The 16498-nt window shown below is 71.0% G+C and carries 14 protein-coding genes; 8 read left to right on the forward strand and 6 right to left on the reverse strand.

The window, feature by feature from the left end; genetic code table 11:
* Positions 1 to 54 precede the first annotated feature (54 nt).
* The gene (locus LY625_RS04540; RefSeq protein WP_233737853.1) at positions 55 to 294 is read right to left on the reverse strand and encodes a glutaredoxin family protein; all 240 of its coding nucleotides are present in this window, start codon (positions 292 to 294) and stop codon (positions 55 to 57) included.
* A 92-nt stretch (positions 295 to 386) separates the two neighbouring features.
* On the opposite strand from LY625_RS04540, the gene LY625_RS04545 reads away from it, so the two are divergent.
* From LY625_RS04545 to LY625_RS04555, 3 genes are all read left to right on the forward strand, one after another.
* Positions 387 to 1769: an L-serine ammonia-lyase gene (locus LY625_RS04545; RefSeq protein WP_233737854.1), complete on the forward strand. Its 1383-nt coding sequence runs from the start codon at positions 387 to 389 to the stop codon at positions 1767 to 1769.
* A 99-nt stretch (positions 1770 to 1868) separates the two neighbouring features.
* A complete protein-coding gene (locus LY625_RS04550) occupies positions 1869 to 4928 on the forward strand; it encodes a ligand-binding sensor domain-containing diguanylate cyclase (RefSeq protein WP_233737856.1) in 3060 nt (1019 codons plus the stop codon).
* Positions 4929 to 5001: 73 nt separating this feature from the next.
* Positions 5002 to 5913 carry a M23 family metallopeptidase gene (locus LY625_RS04555; protein WP_233737857.1) on the forward strand — a complete coding sequence of 304 codons (912 nt, stop codon included), beginning with the start codon at positions 5002 to 5004 and terminating at the stop codon, positions 5911 to 5913.
* Here the strand turns inward: LY625_RS04555 and LY625_RS04560 are convergent.
* Both LY625_RS04560 and LY625_RS04565 read right to left on the reverse strand, forming a co-directional pair.
* Positions 5891 to 6661, reverse strand: coding sequence for a DUF1521 domain-containing protein (locus LY625_RS04560; protein ID WP_233737859.1), 771 nt, complete (start codon positions 6659 to 6661; stop codon positions 5891 to 5893). The genes LY625_RS04555 and LY625_RS04560 overlap by 23 nt on opposite strands.
* 91 nt (positions 6662 to 6752) lie before the next feature.
* Positions 6753 to 7877 (reverse strand): HDOD domain-containing protein, encoded by a 1125-nt coding sequence (locus LY625_RS04565; RefSeq protein WP_233737861.1) that lies wholly within the window; start codon positions 7875 to 7877, stop codon positions 6753 to 6755.
* A 181-nt stretch (positions 7878 to 8058) separates the two neighbouring features.
* Here LY625_RS04565 and LY625_RS04570 point away from each other — a divergent pair, with 181 nt between their 5' ends.
* From LY625_RS04570 to LY625_RS04580, 3 genes are all read left to right on the forward strand, one after another.
* Positions 8059 to 9663 (forward strand): peptide chain release factor 3, encoded by a 1605-nt coding sequence (locus LY625_RS04570; protein ID WP_233737863.1) that lies wholly within the window; start codon positions 8059 to 8061, stop codon positions 9661 to 9663.
* An 88-nt stretch (positions 9664 to 9751) separates the two neighbouring features.
* On the forward strand, positions 9752 to 10156 hold the full coding sequence (locus LY625_RS04575) for a hypothetical protein (RefSeq protein ID WP_233737864.1): 405 nt from the start codon (positions 9752 to 9754) through the stop codon (positions 10154 to 10156).
* 7 nt (positions 10157 to 10163) lie between these two features.
* The gene (locus LY625_RS04580) at positions 10164 to 12245 is read left to right on the forward strand and encodes an AsmA family protein (RefSeq protein WP_233737866.1); all 2082 of its coding nucleotides are present in this window, start codon (positions 10164 to 10166) and stop codon (positions 12243 to 12245) included.
* Between the two features lie 56 nt (positions 12246 to 12301).
* On the opposite strand, the gene LY625_RS04585 is transcribed toward LY625_RS04580, so the two are convergent.
* The 3 genes from LY625_RS04585 to mtgA are packed head-to-tail and all read right to left on the reverse strand — an operon-like array spanning position 12302 to position 14524.
* Positions 12302 to 12730 (reverse strand): CBS domain-containing protein, encoded by a 429-nt coding sequence (locus LY625_RS04585; RefSeq protein ID WP_233737867.1) that lies wholly within the window; start codon positions 12728 to 12730, stop codon positions 12302 to 12304.
* Complete coding sequence (locus tag LY625_RS04590) at positions 12690 to 13730, reverse strand: glycosyltransferase family 2 protein (protein WP_233737869.1); 1041 nt, start codon at positions 13728 to 13730, stop codon at positions 12690 to 12692. The genes LY625_RS04585 and LY625_RS04590 overlap by 41 nt, the downstream gene beginning before the upstream one ends.
* 50 nt (positions 13731 to 13780) lie before the next feature.
* Complete coding sequence (gene mtgA, locus LY625_RS04595; protein WP_233737871.1) at positions 13781 to 14524, reverse strand: monofunctional biosynthetic peptidoglycan transglycosylase; 744 nt, start codon at positions 14522 to 14524, stop codon at positions 13781 to 13783.
* A gap of 77 nt (positions 14525 to 14601) precedes the next feature.
* On the opposite strand from mtgA, the gene LY625_RS04600 reads away from it, so the two are divergent.
* Complete coding sequence (locus LY625_RS04600; RefSeq protein WP_343223457.1) at positions 14602 to 15522, forward strand: Hsp33 family molecular chaperone HslO; 921 nt, start codon at positions 14602 to 14604, stop codon at positions 15520 to 15522.
* Positions 15523 to 15637: 115 nt separating this feature from the next.
* Positions 15638 to 16477 carry a hypothetical protein gene (locus LY625_RS04605; RefSeq protein WP_233737872.1) on the forward strand — a complete coding sequence of 280 codons (840 nt, stop codon included), beginning with the start codon at positions 15638 to 15640 and terminating at the stop codon, positions 16475 to 16477.
* Positions 16478 to 16498 lie beyond the last annotated feature (21 nt).

Raw genomic sequence — 16498 nt, forward strand, 5'->3', positions numbered from 1 at the left:
CGCCGCGGCTGCCTGTCCCCATTTCCCGTCCCTCCGTGGCCTGACCGGTCGCGACTAGCCGGATCCCGGGTGGGCCACGAAGGCACCCACCGCGGCCACGTCGAAAGGCCAGCCCAACTCGCGTCCCGTCTCCACGTGCCGCAGCACCGGGACCCTCAGGCCGTAACGCTCCTCCAGCGCGGCGTCGCCGTCAATGAAGACGTTGCGGAAGTCGCCGGCACGCGCGGCCGCCAGGACCTCGATCGCCAGGTCGCACAGGTGGCAGTCGTCACGCTGGTACAGGATCAGGGCCATGTGGAATGCCGCTCCATGCCGGGCCGGCATACGGTGGGGTCGGATATAGTACGGCGCCCCCGGGGTCCCCCGCCCCCAGGTTTTTTTTCGCCATGGCCGTCAGCTGTTTCGACCTGTTCAAGATCGGCATCGGGCCGAGCTCCTCCCATACCGTTGGCCCCATGCGCGCTGCGGCCCGCTTCGTCGAGCACTGGCTGGACGACGCGGGGCACCTGGACCGCGTGACCCGGGTGCGCGCGGAGGTGTTCGGCTCGCTGGCGCTGACCGGGCGCGGCCACGGCACCGACAAGGCGGTGATGCTCGGGCTGGAGGGCCACTGGCCGGACCGGGTCGACCCGGACCTGATCCCCGGGATCCTCGAGCGGATCCGCGGCGAGCGCCGCATCCGCCTGCTCGGCCGCCACGGGATCGCCTTCGAGGAGAAGCGCGACCTCATCATGAACAAGCGCCAGAAGCTGCCGTTCCACACCAACGGCATGCGCTACACCGCCTACGACGTGGACGGCAACGTGCTGGCGACCCGCGACTACTACTCGGTCGGCGGCGGCTTCGTGGTCAACCAGGACGAGGCGGCCGAGGACCGGATCGTCGCCGACACCACCGCGGTGCCCTATCCGTTCTCCAGCGGCGACCAGCTGATCGCCACCGCGCGCGAGACCGGCCTGGGTGTGGCCGGGCTGATGCTGGCCAACGAGCAGGTCTGGCGCAGCCGCGGGGAGATCGAGGCCGGCCTGGACCGGATCTGGGACGCGATGAAGTCCTGCATCGAGCGCGGCCTGCGCTCCGGCGGCCCCCTGCCCGGCGGACTGAAGGTGACCCGCCGCGCCCCCGGGCTGCTGGCGCACCTGTCGGCGCTGCCCGAGGCAATGGCGGCCGATCCGCTGACCATGCTCGACTGGGTGAACCTGTTCGCCCTGGCGGTGAACGAGGAGAACGCCGCCGGCGGCCGCGTGGTCACCGCCCCGACCAACGGCGCGGCCGGGGTGATCCCGGCGGTGCTGCAGTACTACGAGCGCTTCGTCCCCGGCGCCGACCGTGCCGGCATCCACACCTTCCTGCTGACCGCCGCCGCGGTGGGCATCCTGTACAAGGAGAACGCCTCGATCTCCGGCGCCGAGGTCGGCTGCCAGGGCGAGGTGGGCGTGGCCTGCTCGATGGCCGCGGCCGGCCTGACCGCGGCCATCGGGGGTACCCCCGGCCAGGTCGAGAACGCCGCCGAGATCGGCATGGAACACAACCTCGGCCTGACCTGCGACCCGATCGGCGGCCTGGTGCAGATCCCCTGCATCGAGCGCAACGCGATGGGCGCGGTCAAGGCGATCAACGCCAGCCGCATGGCCATGCGCGGCGACGGGACCCACAAGGTCACCCTCGACAAGGTCATCAAGACCATGCGCGAGACCGGCAACGACATGAAGGACAAGTACAAGGAAACCAGCCGCGGCGGGCTGGCGGTGAACGTCATCGAGTGCTGAGCCCGCGGGAGCGCTAAAGATCCTCCCGCGGCGGCCGTTACCGACAACGCCCCGCGAAACCAGCGGCCCGACCGAGGGCGGCGGTGGCAAGGAGGATCCATGCCATTGCGCCTGCTGCTGGCCGTCGTGTTGACGGCCTGCCTGTTGCCACGGGCCGCTCTCGCGCTGGACCCGGGCAAGGCCTTCCACCACTACGTGCGCGACACCTGGTCGGTCCAGCAGGGCATGCCGCAGATCAGCGCGGTCGACATCGCCCAGACCCCCGACGGCTACATCTGGGTGGCCACCCAGGCCGGGGTGGCGCGGTTCGACGGGATCGGCTTCACCACCCATTCGCCGGACACCGATGCGGCGATTCCCCATCCGGTCGCCACCGCGCTGGCGGTCGACGCCTCGGGCGACATGTGGATCGGCACCCGCGGCGGCATGGCGCTCCTGCGCGGCGGCGCTTTCCACCCGGTGCCATGGCTCGGCGGCGGCCAGGCACCGACGGTCAATGGCCTGTACCTGACCGCCGACGGATCCGTCTGGGCGGCGACCAGCTCGGGGGCGGCGCGCGTGGACGCCGAAGGCCTGCGGCCCCTCCCCGGCAGCGCACCGGCGAGCGCAGTGCTGCTACGGGACGGGATCCTCTGGGCCGGCGGCGCCACCGGCGTGCACCTGTGGGACGGCCGCGACTGGACCTCCACCGTCTGGCCCGGCGGCGAGGCGCCGGTGGTGCAGGGGCTGCTGGAAGTGGGCGGCGAGGTATGGGCCGCGACCAACCGCGGCCTGTACATCCACGGCCCGGACGGGTGGCGGGGAGTTCCCGGCGCCGCCGGCGAGGAGGCCCTGCCGCTGCAGTTCCTGTACCGCGACAGCGACGGCAACATCTGGAGCGGTGGCGATCTGGGCCTGCTGCGGATCCGCCCGGACCGCAGCATCGAAACCGTTCCGGCGACCCGGGGCAACGGGTTGTTCAACCTGTTCAATGCCTTCGAGGACCGCGAAGGCAACCTGTGGCTGGGCAGCCTGTCCAACGGCGTGAGCCGGGCGTGGAACGGCTGGACCCGCCGCTACAGCACCCAGGAAGGGCTCCCCGACGCCACGGTCTGGACCCTGGTGCCCGACCCCGATGGCGACGGCACCTGGGTGGGGACCAATCACGGGCTGGCCCATCTGGGCACCGACGGCCGCTTTACCCGCCCGGCCGCGGGCCCGGTGGCCAGCTCGAACGCGCTGCGCACGCTGTACGCCGAACCGGGGCAGCTGTGGATCGGCCTGCGCAACGGCCTGGCGGTGTACCGCCCCGGCAGTGGCGCGCCTGCGGAAGTGCCGGCGTGGGCGCGCGGCATCCGGTCGCCCGTGTCGGGGCTCGCCCGCGATCGTGACGGAAACCTGTGGATCACCACCCTGGGTCCCCTGCTGCGCTGGAACGGGACGAGCTTGCAGGAGTTCGGCGCAGCCGATGGCCTTCCCGGCCCGGTGGCGGAATTCCGGATCACCCGTGATGGCCGCCGGCTGGCGCTGACCATCGACACCCTGCTGGAGTTCGACGGCCGGCGCTTCGTCCCCGCTCCCGAGGCAAGCGACCTGCCGGACGACATACACCTGCAGACCCTTGCCGAGCTCGCCGACGGACGCCTGCTGCTGACGAACCTGGATGCCACGCTCCTGCTCCGCCACCAGAACCGCTGGCATCGCCTGGACGAGTCGACCGGGCTGCCGCCGGGCACCGCGTTCCAGGCGCTCGAACACGCGGGCTTTCTCTGGGTTTCGGGCATGCACGGGGTATACCGCGTGCCACTTGAGGACCTGGATGCCTTCGCCGGGGGGCACATCGAACGGGTACGCGGCCAAGTGCTGCTCAACGAACGGGGAATGCCCAATGGCGGCCAGCAGGGGCTGTGCTGCAACGGCTCGGGCCTGGCGGACGGCTTCATCGCCGATGGCGCGTTGTGGCTGCCGACCCGCGATGGCGTGCTCGCGCTCGATACCGCGGCCATCGTCCGCAACCCGGTGCCACCCGGTGTCCACGTGGCCGGCGTGCAGGTCGGCGAGCAGTGGCGGGCCCTGGAACGCGACGCACCGGTGGCCCTGGACGCGGACGAGCGCGACATCACCCTGGCCTTCGATGTCCTCAGCTATCAGGACCCCCGCAGCAACCGGGCGCGCTACCGGCTCGCAGGCTACGACCGGCAGTGGCGGACCGCGGGGCCGGCCGACCGCCAGGTGCGCTACACCAACCTGCCGCCGGGCGACTACGTGTTCGAGATGCTCGGCAGCAACAACGCCGATGTCTGGGCGCCGGCGCCGGCCCGGCTGGAGTTCGGCATCCGCCCGCACTTCCACGAGACCGCCGGTTTCCGCGCGCTGCTCGCCGTGCTCGCACTGCTGCTGGTCCACGCCGGGTACCGGTACCAGCGCTACCGCTACCGCAAGCGCCAGCGCGAGCTGGAGGCGCTGGTCGGCGAACGGACGGCGGCGCTCGCGGAGTCGAACCGCCAGCTCGAGCAGGCCAGCCTGACCGATCCGCTGACCGGCCTGCGCAACCGGCGCTACCTGGCCCGCCAGCTTCCGGCCGACCTGGACTACTACGACCGGCAGCTCGCCGCGGGCGCGGCGCGGGACGAGGTCGTGGTGTTCGCGATGCTGGACGTCGACCATTTCAAGCAGATCAACGACCTGCACGGCCATGCCACCGGTGACCGGGTACTGGAGGACGTGGCCCGGCGCATGGAGTCGATCGTCCGCAGCGGCGACTACGTGGTGCGCTGGGGCGGCGAGGAGTTCCTGCTGGTGTTCCGCCCGATGCCGTCCGGCCAGGTGCCGGCGCTGGGCGATCGCCTGCGGCACCTGGTGTCGAGCACCACCTTCGGCATCGGCGGGGATCGCCACCTGGGCCTGACCGCCTCCATCGGCCTGTCGGAGTACCCGCTGTTCCGTCGCACCGATGGCGAACCGCTGGGCTGGGAAGCGATGGTGGAACTGGCCGACCGGGCGCTCTACCACGTCAAGCGCCACGGCCGTGATGGCTGGGCGATGTTCCGGCCCACCGCCTCCACCCGCACCGGCACGCTGGTCACCGAACTCCAGGCCGGTCCCGGTGCCCTGCTGGCGGCCGGCGACCTGGAACTGCTGGGCTCACCGATGGTGCTGGCCCTCGGTGAGGATCCCTGACCCGGGCGAGTCCGGGCAGGATGCGCCACGTGCAGTCGGCCAGGGCAACGCGCCGGCATCGTAGACTCGCGCCATGCCGTCCGTCCCCGCCGCCACCGGCCGCCGCGCGCCCCGCCACCGGGGCTGCGCAATGGCGCTATGCGCGCTTGCGGTGCTGGTCGGGGGCGCGTTGCATCCCCCTGCCGCGCGGGCACAGGCTGCGGGTGCGGCGACGTCGCCCGCTGACGGTGCGGTCGCGACGCTACGGGTCGAGGACCGTGGCGGCCACTGGTTCGTGTGGGCCGACAACCGCCTGGCCGGCCCGGCCGAGGTCTTGGTGGACTACCACGAGGGCAGCAATGTCACATCCCGGCCGCTGCTGCCGGCGCGGGCGATCGTGCCGGCGGGCGGCAGCCGCGTGGTCGCCGTGCTGCGGGCGGGCGATGGCGCGGGGCCGGCCCGGTTCCGGCTGCGCATGGACAGCATCCCGGGCCATCCCAGCACCCGGCCTGGGGACGTGGAGTACGCGTTGCCGCTGGCCGCCGCGGCGCGGGTGGACCAGGGCTTCGGCGGCGCCTTCAGCCACGACGACGACGAGAACCGCTACGCGCTGGACTTCGCGGTGCCGCCGGGTACCCCGGTGCTGGCCGCGCGCGATGGCGTGGTGATGCAGGTGGAAGGCCGGCGAAGCACGAGCGGAGGCGACCGCAGCCGGCACGCCCGAGCGGCCAACTTCGTCCGCATCCTGCACCGCGACGGGACCATGGCGCTGTATGCGCACCTGCAGGCCGGCGGCGTGCTGGTCGCGCCGGGGCAGCAGGTACGCACGGGAGATCCCATCGGACTTTCCGGCAACAGCGGCTACTCGACCGGCCCGCACCTGCATTTCGCCGTGCAGGCCAATCGCGGCATGCGACTGGAGTCACTCCCCTTCCGCATGGACGGCCTGCCCGCGCCCGGCGGGCCCGCCCCGGAGGACGGGCTCAGAACGCGTTCGGGCCCTTGAGCGTGAACTCGAAGCTGGTCGGCAGGTTGAAGTTGACCGCCGGCTCGTCAGCGCCTGAATCGACGCTGCCGGAGAAACTCACCGACATCAGCCCCTGGAACATCGACAGCAGGTTGGCGAACGACTGCAGGGCGGTGAACAGCGCCTGGAACTGCTGCCCGGCGACCTCGGTGCCATTGAGCCGGTGATCGGTGAGGTTGATGTATTCCTGGTCGACCACCACGCCCAGCTTGCCGTTGCCGTCGACCCCGAGGAAGCCGGCGCCGAACGGGTTCTCGCGGATCACGTTGCCGTCGTCGGCGCGCGCCTCCACCGCGGCGGCGTCGCTGATGTGGTGGCTGACGGCGAGGTCGCCCCGGGTGAACGGGTCCACGCCGGTGACCTGGGTGGTCTGGCCGGTGGTGCCGTCGGTGATGGTCACGGTCGAGGCGTAGGTGACCCGGGCGTCGTCGTGCTGTGGCTTGGTCTGGATGGTGACCTTGGTGCCGTCCTCGAGCAGGAAGGTGGTGTCGCCGTAGAAGTCGAAGGCGTGCTTGCCGTCGATCGCCACGTGCGGGTCGCCCCAGATGCGGTAGTTCTCGCCGGTCGTCTTGCTGGTGATGTCCACCGTGCCGGTGTCGGTCAGGCGGATGTCGTAGTTCGTGTTCTCGTAGAAGAACTCGTTGCCCTTGGCCCGCGCCTTGATCGGGCCGTCGAGGGCTTCTGGATTGACGGTGAGGTTGTCGATCGTGATCTGGCCGGCCTGCATGACGTCCACCCTGTTTTATGGATGGCGCCAGTAAAGGCCGGCCATGGCGGATTGCCAACTGGGTCCGCCCCTACCTCGGGTCGGCCCGAGGTCAGGCGGCGCGGCCGGTCCCGGCGCTGTTTTCCGCCAGCTCCTGCCAGCGCGGCAACTTGTCGAGCTGGCCGACCGAACGCAGGTACTCGGTGTCGACCTCGGTGCCGTTGACCAGCGCGCTGGCCACGTGCACCGCGCCGGTCACCCAGAAGCCGCCGGTGCGGGTGCGGCGTGGGCCGTACTGGAACGCCACCGCCTCCACGATCGGGTCCGGAAGGCCCCACAGGCCCAGCAGGTAGGCGCCCGCGGAGGCGTGTTGCTGGTCCGCGGCCGGATCCGGCTCCGCGGCTTCCCCGCCCTCCTCGTCCGCGTCCTCCTGGTTGGCGGCCGGCAGCAGGCGGCCGACCTCCGCCAGCAGGCCCGCGGTGGCGGCCAGCTCCGCGCTGGAGCCGCCGAGGAACCGGGACGCCAGCTGCGAGACCTGCAACGCCCGTGCCTGCATCGCCTCCCGCTCGGCCTCGTCCATCTCGTCGTGCGCCAGCGCCTCGCTGGCCAGCACCACCTGGCGCAGGGTCTGCAGGCCCAGGCGGGTGCTCGCGGCGCGGATGTCGGTGACCTCGCGGCCGGCGGAGAAATAGGCCGAGTTGCACAGGCGCAGCACCCGCGCGGCGATCGCCGGATCACGCGCCAGCAGTTCGGACACCGCCGCCATCGAGACCTCCGGGTCGCGCATCAGCCGCACCAGTTCCAGGTACAGCCGCGGCGGCGCCGGCAGGGTCTCGATGCGGCCGATGGCCTGCTTCAGTTCCGGGTTGTCGAGCACCTCGCGCAGTTCCATCACGCTCTCGAGCGCGTCGACCAGCCCGATGGGGTCCATCGGGCGGCGCAGCACGCGATGGGCGCGGTCGAGCAGGTGCAGCGCGTCGTCGCCCTGCCCGGGCTCGAGCAGCATGATCCGCACCGCCCCCGGGTGCGCCGCGCGCAGTTCCGCCAATGCCTGGCCCCGGGCCTCGTCGCGCGGCAGCGTCGACACCAGCGCCTCCACGTGCTCGCGTCCGGCGGCCTCGGCGTATTGCGCGGCGCTCTCGATCGCCTCCACCTTCCAGTCCAGGCCGAAATCCGACAGGGTCTCGCGCAGCTCGTCGACACGGGCGGACTCTTCGCCGCAGATCAGGATGAGCACCGGTGTTCCTCCAGGGAGTAAGGGCATGCGGGCTGTCCCGCCACGGCTGTTGACGGCCACCGTGGCGTGGACTTGAGCGCGTGGCCGCGAAGCCCGTCACAAACCGGTGCAGCCGCCGGTGCGGCCGTATAATCGCCGGCTTCCCTTGCCTCGACACCCGGCGCCACCGGCGCCTGCCTCCATGTCCGAAGTTTCCGTCCAGGCGCAGCGCCGCCGCACCTTCGCCATCATCTCCCACCCCGATGCGGGCAAGACCACGCTGACCGAGAAGCTGTTGCTGTTCGGTGGCGCGATCCAGATGGCCGGCTCGGTGAAGGGCCGCAAGGCGGCCCGCCACGCCACCTCGGACTGGATGAAGCTGGAGCAGGAGCGCGGCATCTCGGTGACCAGCTCGGTGATGCAGTTCCCCTATGACGGGCGCATCGTCAACCTGCTCGACACGCCGGGCCACGCGGACTTCGGCGAGGACACCTACCGGGTGCTGACCGCGGTCGACTCGGCGCTGATGGTGATCGACGTGGCCAAGGGCGTGGAGGAGCGCACCATCAAGCTGATGGAGGTCTGCCGGCTGCGCGACACGCCGATCATGACCTTCATCAACAAGCTCGACCGCGAGGGCAAGGAGCCGATCGAACTGCTGGACGAGGTCGAATCGGTGCTGGGCATCCGCTGCGCGCCGGTGACCTGGCCGATCGGCATGGGCAAGCGCCTGAAGGGCGTGGTGCACCTGGTCAGCGGCGAGGTCCACCTGTACGAGCCGGGGCGCAATTTCACCCGCCAGGACTCGACCATCTTCGCCTCCATCGACGACCCGCGCCTGGAGCAGCGGCTGGGCGCACCGGTCCTGGCCGAGCTGCGCGAGGAGCTGGAACTGGTGCAGGGCGCCAGCCATCCGTTCGACCTGGACGCCTACCTCGCGGGCGAGCTGACCCCGGTGTTCTTCGGCTCGGCGGTCAACAACTTCGGCGTGCAGCTGCTGCTGGACTTCTTCGTCGGCCATGCCCCGTCGCCGCGGCCGCGCGCCACGACCGGCCGCGACGTCGCCCCCGGGGAGGACCGGCTCGCCGGCTTCGTGTTCAAGATCCAGGCCAACATGGACCCGCAGCACCGCGACCGGGTCGCCTTCATGCGGGTGTGCTCGGGCCGCTTCCAGGCCGGCATGAAGGCCTTCCACGTGCGCACCGGCAAGGACATGAAGCTGGCCAACGCACTGACCTTCATGGCCTCCGACCGCGAGGTCGCCGAGGAAGCCTGGCCCGGCGACGTCATCGGCATCCACAACCACGGCACCATCTCCATCGGCGACACCTTCACCGAGGGCGAGCGGCTGGCCTTCACCGGAATCCCGAACTTCGCGCCCGAACTGTTCCGCCGCGCCCGCCTGCGCGACCCGCTCAAGCTCAAGCAGCTGCAGAAGGGCCTGGCCCAGCTGTCGGAGGAAGGCGCGACCCAGTTCTTCAAGCCGCTGCTGGGCAACGACCTGATCCTGGGCGCGGTCGGCGTGCTGCAGTTCGACGTGGTCGCCTACCGGTTGAAGGCCGAGTACGGGGTGGACGCGATCTTCGAGTCGGTCTCGGTCGCCACCGCGCGCTGGATCCACTGCGACAACGAGAAGAAGCTCGAGGAGTTCCGCGACCGCAACGCCACCAACCTGGCGCTGGACGCCGCCGGCGGCCTGGTCTACCTGGCGCCGACCCGGGTCAACCTGCAACTGGCCCAGGAACGGGCCCCGGACGTGGAGTTCCGCGCCACCCGCGAGCACGCGCAATCGGTCGATCCGTCCTGAACATGCCGGTGAACGCGGCGCAACGCGTTCACCGCTGCTTTACCGCGGCGTGCGGAAGGTGGGTGCGAATCCACCCACGGATCCGCCCATGGCCTGCCGCACCGTACGCCTCCTGCCCCTCTTCGCGTTGACCGCGGCCCTCGGCCTTGCCGCCTGCGGAGCGGACAACAACGAAACCGAACCGGAATTCGCCGCCACCCAGGTCGCCCCGGACCAGGGCGAGCGGCATCCCGCGGACCCGCGCGGCGCGAGCGACCTGGGCGACCAGGCCAACGATGGCCTCACCCGCTACCGCTGCGACGGCGGCTGGACGGTCGAGGTGACCGGGGAGCGCGCCCGGGTGACCGCACTGGATGGCAGGGTGATCGACTTGCCTGTCGCCGAGCGCAGTCCGCCGCTGTATGCCGGCGAGGCACTGGAGTTCAGCCTGGGCGAAAGCGGCGCAACGCTGGGGCAGGACGAGGGTGGTCCGTTCGCCTGCGAGCGGGACTGATCCGCCCGTGGCCGGCTCCCCGCCAGCGCGCAACCCTGACGCCACGCGTGAGTGGTGGAAAACCCCGGCACGCCACCCATGGCTGACCGCGCTGGCCGTGCTGGTCCTGGCGATCGTCGTGCTGGTGCTGTTGTGGGACTGGAACTGGTTCAAGGGGCCGGTGGAGCGCCGCGTGGAAGCCGCGACCGGTCGCGAGTTCGAGATCGGCGGCGACCTCGATGTCGACCTGGGCCTGGTGCCGACGATCCGCGCCGACCGGCTGCGGCTGGGCAACGCGGACTGGTCGGAGCAGGCCGACATGGCGCGCGCCGAGCGGCTGGAATTCAAGCTCGCGCTGCTGCCCCTGCTGCGCGGCAGGGTGGAACTGCCCGAACTCCACCTGGACAGCCCGCGGATCCTGCTGGAGCGCGGCGCGGAAGGCACCGGCAACTGGACCTTCGACCTCGAGGACAAGGGCGAGAGCCGCTGGGAGCTCCGCCCGGGGCGCGCGGTGGTCGAGGCCGGCGCGCTGCGCTACCTGGACGCCGCGAACGACACCGACATCCTGGTCGGCATCGCCAGCACGCCCGAGGGCAGCCGGACCGTCGCCGACCTGTCCGCGATCGACACGGCACCCGACCGCGCCGCGGCCACGGCCGGTGAAGACAGAGGCGACGGCGATGCCGCCGGGCGCGCGGCGGTCGAAAACCCGGACATCTTCATCTCCGGCGGCGGTACCTGGGAGGGCAACGAGTTCACCCTGGAGGGCAACGGCGAGTCCCCCCTGGAGTTGATGGAAACCGAGGCCCCCTACCGGATCGACGTGCGGGCCCGCGCCGGCGCCACCCGCGCGCACGCCCGCGGAACCTTGCTGGACCCGCTGCGGCTGCGTGACTTCGACCTGCAGTTCGAGCTCGCCGGCCAGGACCTGGAAGACCTGTTCCCGCTGGTCGGCGTCGCACTGCCGCCCACTCCGCCCTATCGGCTCGATGGCCGGCTGACCCGCGAGCTCGACGGTCCGCGCAGCATCTGGCACTACGACGATTTCACCGGCGTCGTCGGCGAAAGCGACCTGGGTGGCGACGCGGCCTTCACCACCGGGGGCGAGCGCCCGTTCCTCCAGGCCGACCTGCATTCATCGCGGCTCGATTTCGACGACCTGGCCGGCTTCATCGGTGCCCCGCCCGACGACAGCGACGGGGAAACCACCAACCCGGAACTGGCCGCCCACGCCCGGGAGCGCCGGGCCCAGGGGCGGTTGCTGCCGGACCACCCCTATGAGCTGGGCAAGCTGCGCTCGATGGATGCGGACGTACGCCTGAAGGCGAGCCGGATCAATTCGCCCATGCTGCCGCTGGACGACATGGACGCCCACCTGGTGCTCGAGGCCGGGCTGTTGCGGCTGGATCCGCTGGACTTCGGCGTCGCCGGCGGCACGATCCGTTCGACCATCCGGATGGATGCCCGCCAGGACGCGATCCGCACCGACGCCGACATCAACGCCGCCGGCCTGGATCTCGCGCACCTGCTGCCGGACGTGGAGATGCTGCAGAACGCCGTGGGCCGCGTCAGTGGCCACGCCACCGTGGGCGGGAACGGCAACTCGATCGCGCGCATGCTGGGCAGCGCCGATGGCGAGGTGGCACTGGGTACCGGCCGCGGCTCGATCAGCAACCTGGTCATGGAACTGTCCGGCATCGACCTGGCCGAGATCATCAAGTTCAAGCTGGGTGGCGACCGGATGATCCCGATCCGCTGCGCGTTCGCCGACTTCGAGGTGGCCGACGGGGTGATGCAGGCGCGCTCGCTGGCCTTCGATACCACCGACACCATCCTGGTCGGCGAAGGCAGCATCGACTTGGGCGAGGAGCGCCTGGACCTGACCATCAGGCCGCGGCCCAAGGACCGCAGCCTGCTTGCCTTCCGCACCCCGCTGCTGGTGCGGGGCACCTTCCTGGAGCCCGGTTTCGGCGTCGACCCCGGCCCGATCGCGCTGCGCGCGGCGGTGGCGCTGACGCTCGGGAGCATCGCGCCGCCGGCGGCCCTGCTGGCGACGCTGGAGCTCGGTCCCGGCGAGGATTCCTCCTGCGGCGGCAAATACGCCCAGTAGGGCGCAATAGCCCAAGGCGTATTGCGCCGAATCTCACCGCCGGGAACCCGCCCGGATCACCCCGCGATATAGCGCTGCAGCTGGTCCAGTTCTTCCTGCTGGGCCTCGATCACCGCCTTGACCAGGTCGCCGATCGACACCACGCCGACCACCCGGTCGCCTTCGACCACCGGCAGGTGGCGCAGGCGGCGGTCGGTGACCAGCTGCATGCAGCGGTCGACGGTGTCCTCCGGGCCCACCTGCACCACGTCCGCGGTCATGATCTCGTCGACCCGGGTGCTGGACGAGGAACGCCCCTGCAGCACCACCTTGCGTGCGTAGTCGCGTTCCGACACCACGCCGGCCAACCGGTCGCCCTGCAGCACGACCAGGGCACCGATCCCCTGCTGCGCCATCGACCGGATGGCATCGACCACCGGGGCATCCGGCCCGATGGAGTACACCTCACTGCCCTTGACCTCCAGCAGGTGCCTCACGTTGCGCATGGCTCTCACCTCCTACGCCTTGGACCCGGACCGAGCCTACCCCGGGGGGCGGCAGCCAGGTGTCAACGAGGTACAGCGGGCGCTGCTTGGACTCCATGTACAGGCGCCCCAGGTACTCGCCGATCATCCCCAGCGCGATCAGCTGCACGCCACCCAGGAACAGGATCACCGCCATCATCGTCGGCCAGCCCTGGACCGCGTCGCCGAACACCAGCGCCTTGGCGATGACCCAGGCGCCGTAGCCGAACGCCACCAGCGCGGTCAGCAGCCCCAGGTAGGTCGCCAGCCGCAGCGGGGCGGTGGAAAAACCGGTGATGCCCTCCAGCGCGAAGTTCCACAGCCGCCACAGGTTGAACTTGCTGCGCCCGGCCGAGCGCGGCTCGCGCTGGTACTCCACCGCGATGCGGTTGAAGCCAATCCAGCCGAACAGCCCCTTCATGAAACGGTGCCGCTCGCGCAGCTGCCGCAAAGCCTCGAGCGCGCGCGGCGACAGCAGCCGGAAATCGCCGGTGTCCGCCGGGATCGGGGTCTTCGACAGCCGGCCGATCACCCGATAGAACAGGTGCGCGGTGCCGCGCTTGACCCAGCCTTCGCCCTCGCGCGCCAGGCGCGTGCCATGGACGTCGTCGTAGCCCTCGCGCCAGCGCTCGATGAAACGGGAAATCAACTCCGGCGGATCCTGTCCGTCCGCGTCCAGGATCAACGCCGCGCCGTGTTCGATCCGGTCCAGCCCGGCGGTCAGCGCCGCCTCCTTGCCGAAATTGCGCGACAGCCGCAACAGGCCGATGCGCGGATCGGCGGCGGCAAGCCTGCACATGGCCTCCCAGGTGCCGTCCCGGCTGCCGTCGTCGATATAGAGCACCCGGCCCTCGAGCCCGAAGCGGGCACCGGCATCCTCCAGCGCGGCAAGGATGCGCGGCTGTAGCAGCGGCAGGCTGTCGGCCTCGTTGAAGGCGGCGACGACGACCGTCAGCCGTTCATGCTCGGGGAACGCGTTCATGGCTGGATGGTACGTGGAGCGGCAACCCGGGTGCGCTTCGCTTACCGGGTTCACAACCGCTCCAGATACCCGGTGCCACCGATCTGCCGCATCTGCCGCTGGATCTGCCCGGTGCGGCGCTGCACGTAGGGACCGGGGTTGGCGACGCTGTAGCGCCGCGGGCTGGGAAGCACCGCGGCCAGGCGCGCGGCCTCGGCGGGGGTGAGACTCGCGGCGTCCTCGCCGAAGTAGCGGTGCGCCGCCGCCTGCGCGCCATACACGCCGTCGCCGAATTCGGCGATATTCACGTACACCTCGAGGATCCGCTGCTTCGGCCACAGCGTCTCGACCAGCAGGGTGTACCAGGCTTCCAGCCCCTTGCGCACCCAGCTGCGGCCACTCCACAGGAACAGGTTCTTGGCGGTCTGCTGGCTGATGGTGCTGGCGCCGCGCAGCTTTCCTCCGCTGGCATTGCGCTCGGCCGCCTTGCGGATCGCGTCCAGATCGAAGCCGCGGTGCTCGGCGAAGCGCTGGTCTTCCGAGGCGATCACCGCCACCAGCAGGTACGGCGATATCTGCCGCGCATCGCGCCACTGGTAGTCGACCGCGCCGCCCCATTGGCCGGCCGATGCCGCCTCCAGCTGGCGCGCCAGCATGAAGGCCGAGAACGGCGGATCAATGAAACGCAGCGCAAGCACCTGCACCACGCTCGCCAGCACCAGGAACACCCCCAGCAGCACCAGCCTGCGCAGCAGGCGCCGGAACAGACCCGGGCGCCGGACGGTCCCGGTCTCCTTCCTGCGCTTCGCTCCCATTGCCGTCCCCCTGCAGACACCGCCCTGGCCCGGCGCCATTATGGTGTGTCGACACTCCCGATCCACTGAGCAACCCGATGAGCGATGCGACCGACCGCCTCACCCGCTTCCTGATCGACCGCGCCGGCGTGCGTGGCGTCCACGTCCGGCTCGATGAAGCCTGGGACCAGGTGCTGCAACGCATGCGCGGCGAGCTGGCCGCCGCGCCGGCGGCGATGGAAATGCTGGGCGAGGCGATCGCGGCGGCCGCGCTGTTCACCGGCCACACCAAGGTCGACGGCCGGCTGTCGGTCCAGCTGCGCAGCCAGGGCCCGCTGCGCACCCTGTTCGCCGAGTGCACCGCGGCAGGCACCGTCCGTGGGCTCGTCCGGCTGGCGCCCGGGGGCGAGCCGGTGCCGCGCCAGCTCTCGGCACTCGGCGACGACAGCCTGCTGGCGATCACCATCGAGAACCCACCGGCGCCCGGGCGTCGCGACCCGGTCCGCTACCAGGGCCTGGTCGGTCTGGAAGCGGATTCACTGGCCGGCGCATTCGAGGACTATTTCCGCCAGTCCGAGCAGTTGCCCACCCGCCTGCTGCTTGCCGCCGGCGAGTCCGCCGTCGCCGGCCTGATGCTGCAGAAGCTGCCCGGGGACGAAGGCGACGACGACGGCTGGACCCGCAGCAGCGCGCTGTTCGACACCCTCACCTCCACCGAGTTGCTGGACGTTCCGGTCGACACCCTGCTCAACCGCCTGTTCCACGAGGACGGCGTGCAACTGCTGGGCGGACGCGCACTGCGCTTTGGCTGCTCGTGCTCGGCCGAGCGGGTCGAGGCGATGCTGGTCTCGCTGGGAGAGGACGAGGCACTCGCCGCCGCCGGCTCCAGCGACACCCCGGGATCGGCGGAGATCACCTGCGAGTTCTGCGGCCAGCAGTACCAGGTGACCGAAGCACGGCTGCGCCAGCTGCTGGAAGCCGAGGCGAAGGGACTGGAGGCGCCCGGCCGTACCCAATGACGGTTCCGTGGACCCCTTCACACCGCCTTTATTGTTAAAGAACCATAAACCCCATAAGCTCGGTGGCAACTCCGAGGGGGAACTTCGGCGGCCGGCACCGGTCGTACCAGACATCATGCGCACGCCTCTGTCCCGATTGACGCTGGCACTGCTGCTCGCCGTAGGCGCGGCAGGCAGTGCCCATGCGCAGGCGAAGGACGCAGGCACCGCCGCGCTGCCGATCTGGGACGACAACGGCCGGGTCGAGGCGGTCCTCCTGCTGGAGCCGACCGGTGATGCGTCGCTGGCCGGCAGCCGCTGGCAGCTGGGCGGCAACACCCTGGAAGCGGCGTTCGGCGTAAAGGCCGGCGACGAACTGGGCCTGGTATGCAACGGCACCGGCGCGCTGGGCATGGCGATCGGCAACCTCGCCGAGAACTGCATGCTGGCGAGCGTCGGCGCGCGTGACCACGGCGCGGCCCAGGCCGGCGCCAGCCTCAGCCGCGGCCGCACCGAGTTCGGCGTGGCCGTGGGCAAGGCACGCGCCTCGCTCCCCGCCTGGCTGAGCCCGGGCCGTGCCGCCAACCGCGTGGACGAGAACACCCTCACCGTTTACGGCGAACAGCACATCGGCCGCGAGGCCACCGTCTCGATCGGCGGCACCTGGGCCCGCGCACGGCTGGTCCCCGCCGTTGAAGTGCCGGCGCTGGCCGGGCGCTGGGACAGCGTCAGCCTCACCGTCGGTGCCGGCTATGGTGACTTCGGCGCCAACATCGTCGGCCGCGTGGTCGACAACCCCGACCAGGCCGGCAGCTGGGAAGGCCTCGGCCTGGGCTTCACCTGGCGCACCCCCTGGAGCGGACGGCTGAGCGTAGGCGCCGAGAAGCTCACCCGCAGCGGCAACCCGTTCGCCCGCGGCGCGGAAACCGAGGACGAGGGCACCGTGCCCTACGTACGGTACGAGCAGGATCTCTGACGGGTTCTCGCGACCGTCCCG

The organism is Lysobacter sp. GX 14042, from assembly GCF_021390425.1.
GTDB lineage: Bacteria > Pseudomonadota > Gammaproteobacteria > Xanthomonadales > Xanthomonadaceae > Novilysobacter.

Bases quoted from the DNA above. Each gene is read 5' to 3' on its own strand.
- LY625_RS04555 (WP_233737857.1), top strand. From the start codon at position 5,002: ATGCCGTCCGTCCCCGCCGCCACCGGCCGCCGCGCGCCCCGCCACCGG.
- LY625_RS04570 (WP_233737863.1), top strand. From the start codon at position 8,059: ATGTCCGAAGTTTCCGTCCAGGCGCAGCGCCGCCGCACCTTCGCCATC.
- LY625_RS04550 (WP_233737856.1), top strand. From the start codon at position 1,869: ATGCCATTGCGCCTGCTGCTGGCCGTCGTGTTGACGGCCTGCCTGTTG.
- LY625_RS04605 (WP_233737872.1), top strand. From the start codon at position 15,638: ATGCGCACGCCTCTGTCCCGATTGACGCTGGCACTGCTGCTCGCCGTA.
- LY625_RS04575 (WP_233737864.1), top strand. From the start codon at position 9,752: ATGGCCTGCCGCACCGTACGCCTCCTGCCCCTCTTCGCGTTGACCGCG.
- LY625_RS04540 (WP_233737853.1), bottom strand. From the start codon at position 294: ATGGCCCTGATCCTGTACCAGCGTGACGACTGCCACCTGTGCGACCTG.
- LY625_RS04560 (WP_233737859.1), bottom strand. From the start codon at position 6,661: ATGCAGGCCGGCCAGATCACGATCGACAACCTCACCGTCAATCCAGAA.
- LY625_RS04590 (WP_233737869.1), bottom strand. From the start codon at position 13,730: ATGAACGCGTTCCCCGAGCATGAACGGCTGACGGTCGTCGTCGCCGCC.
- mtgA (WP_233737871.1), bottom strand. From the start codon at position 14,524: ATGGGAGCGAAGCGCAGGAAGGAGACCGGGACCGTCCGGCGCCCGGGT.
- LY625_RS04545 (WP_233737854.1), top strand. From the start codon at position 387: ATGGCCGTCAGCTGTTTCGACCTGTTCAAGATCGGCATCGGGCCGAGC.
- LY625_RS04585 (WP_233737867.1), bottom strand. From the start codon at position 12,730: ATGCGCAACGTGAGGCACCTGCTGGAGGTCAAGGGCAGTGAGGTGTAC.
- LY625_RS04600 (WP_343223457.1), top strand. From the start codon at position 14,602: ATGAGCGATGCGACCGACCGCCTCACCCGCTTCCTGATCGACCGCGCC.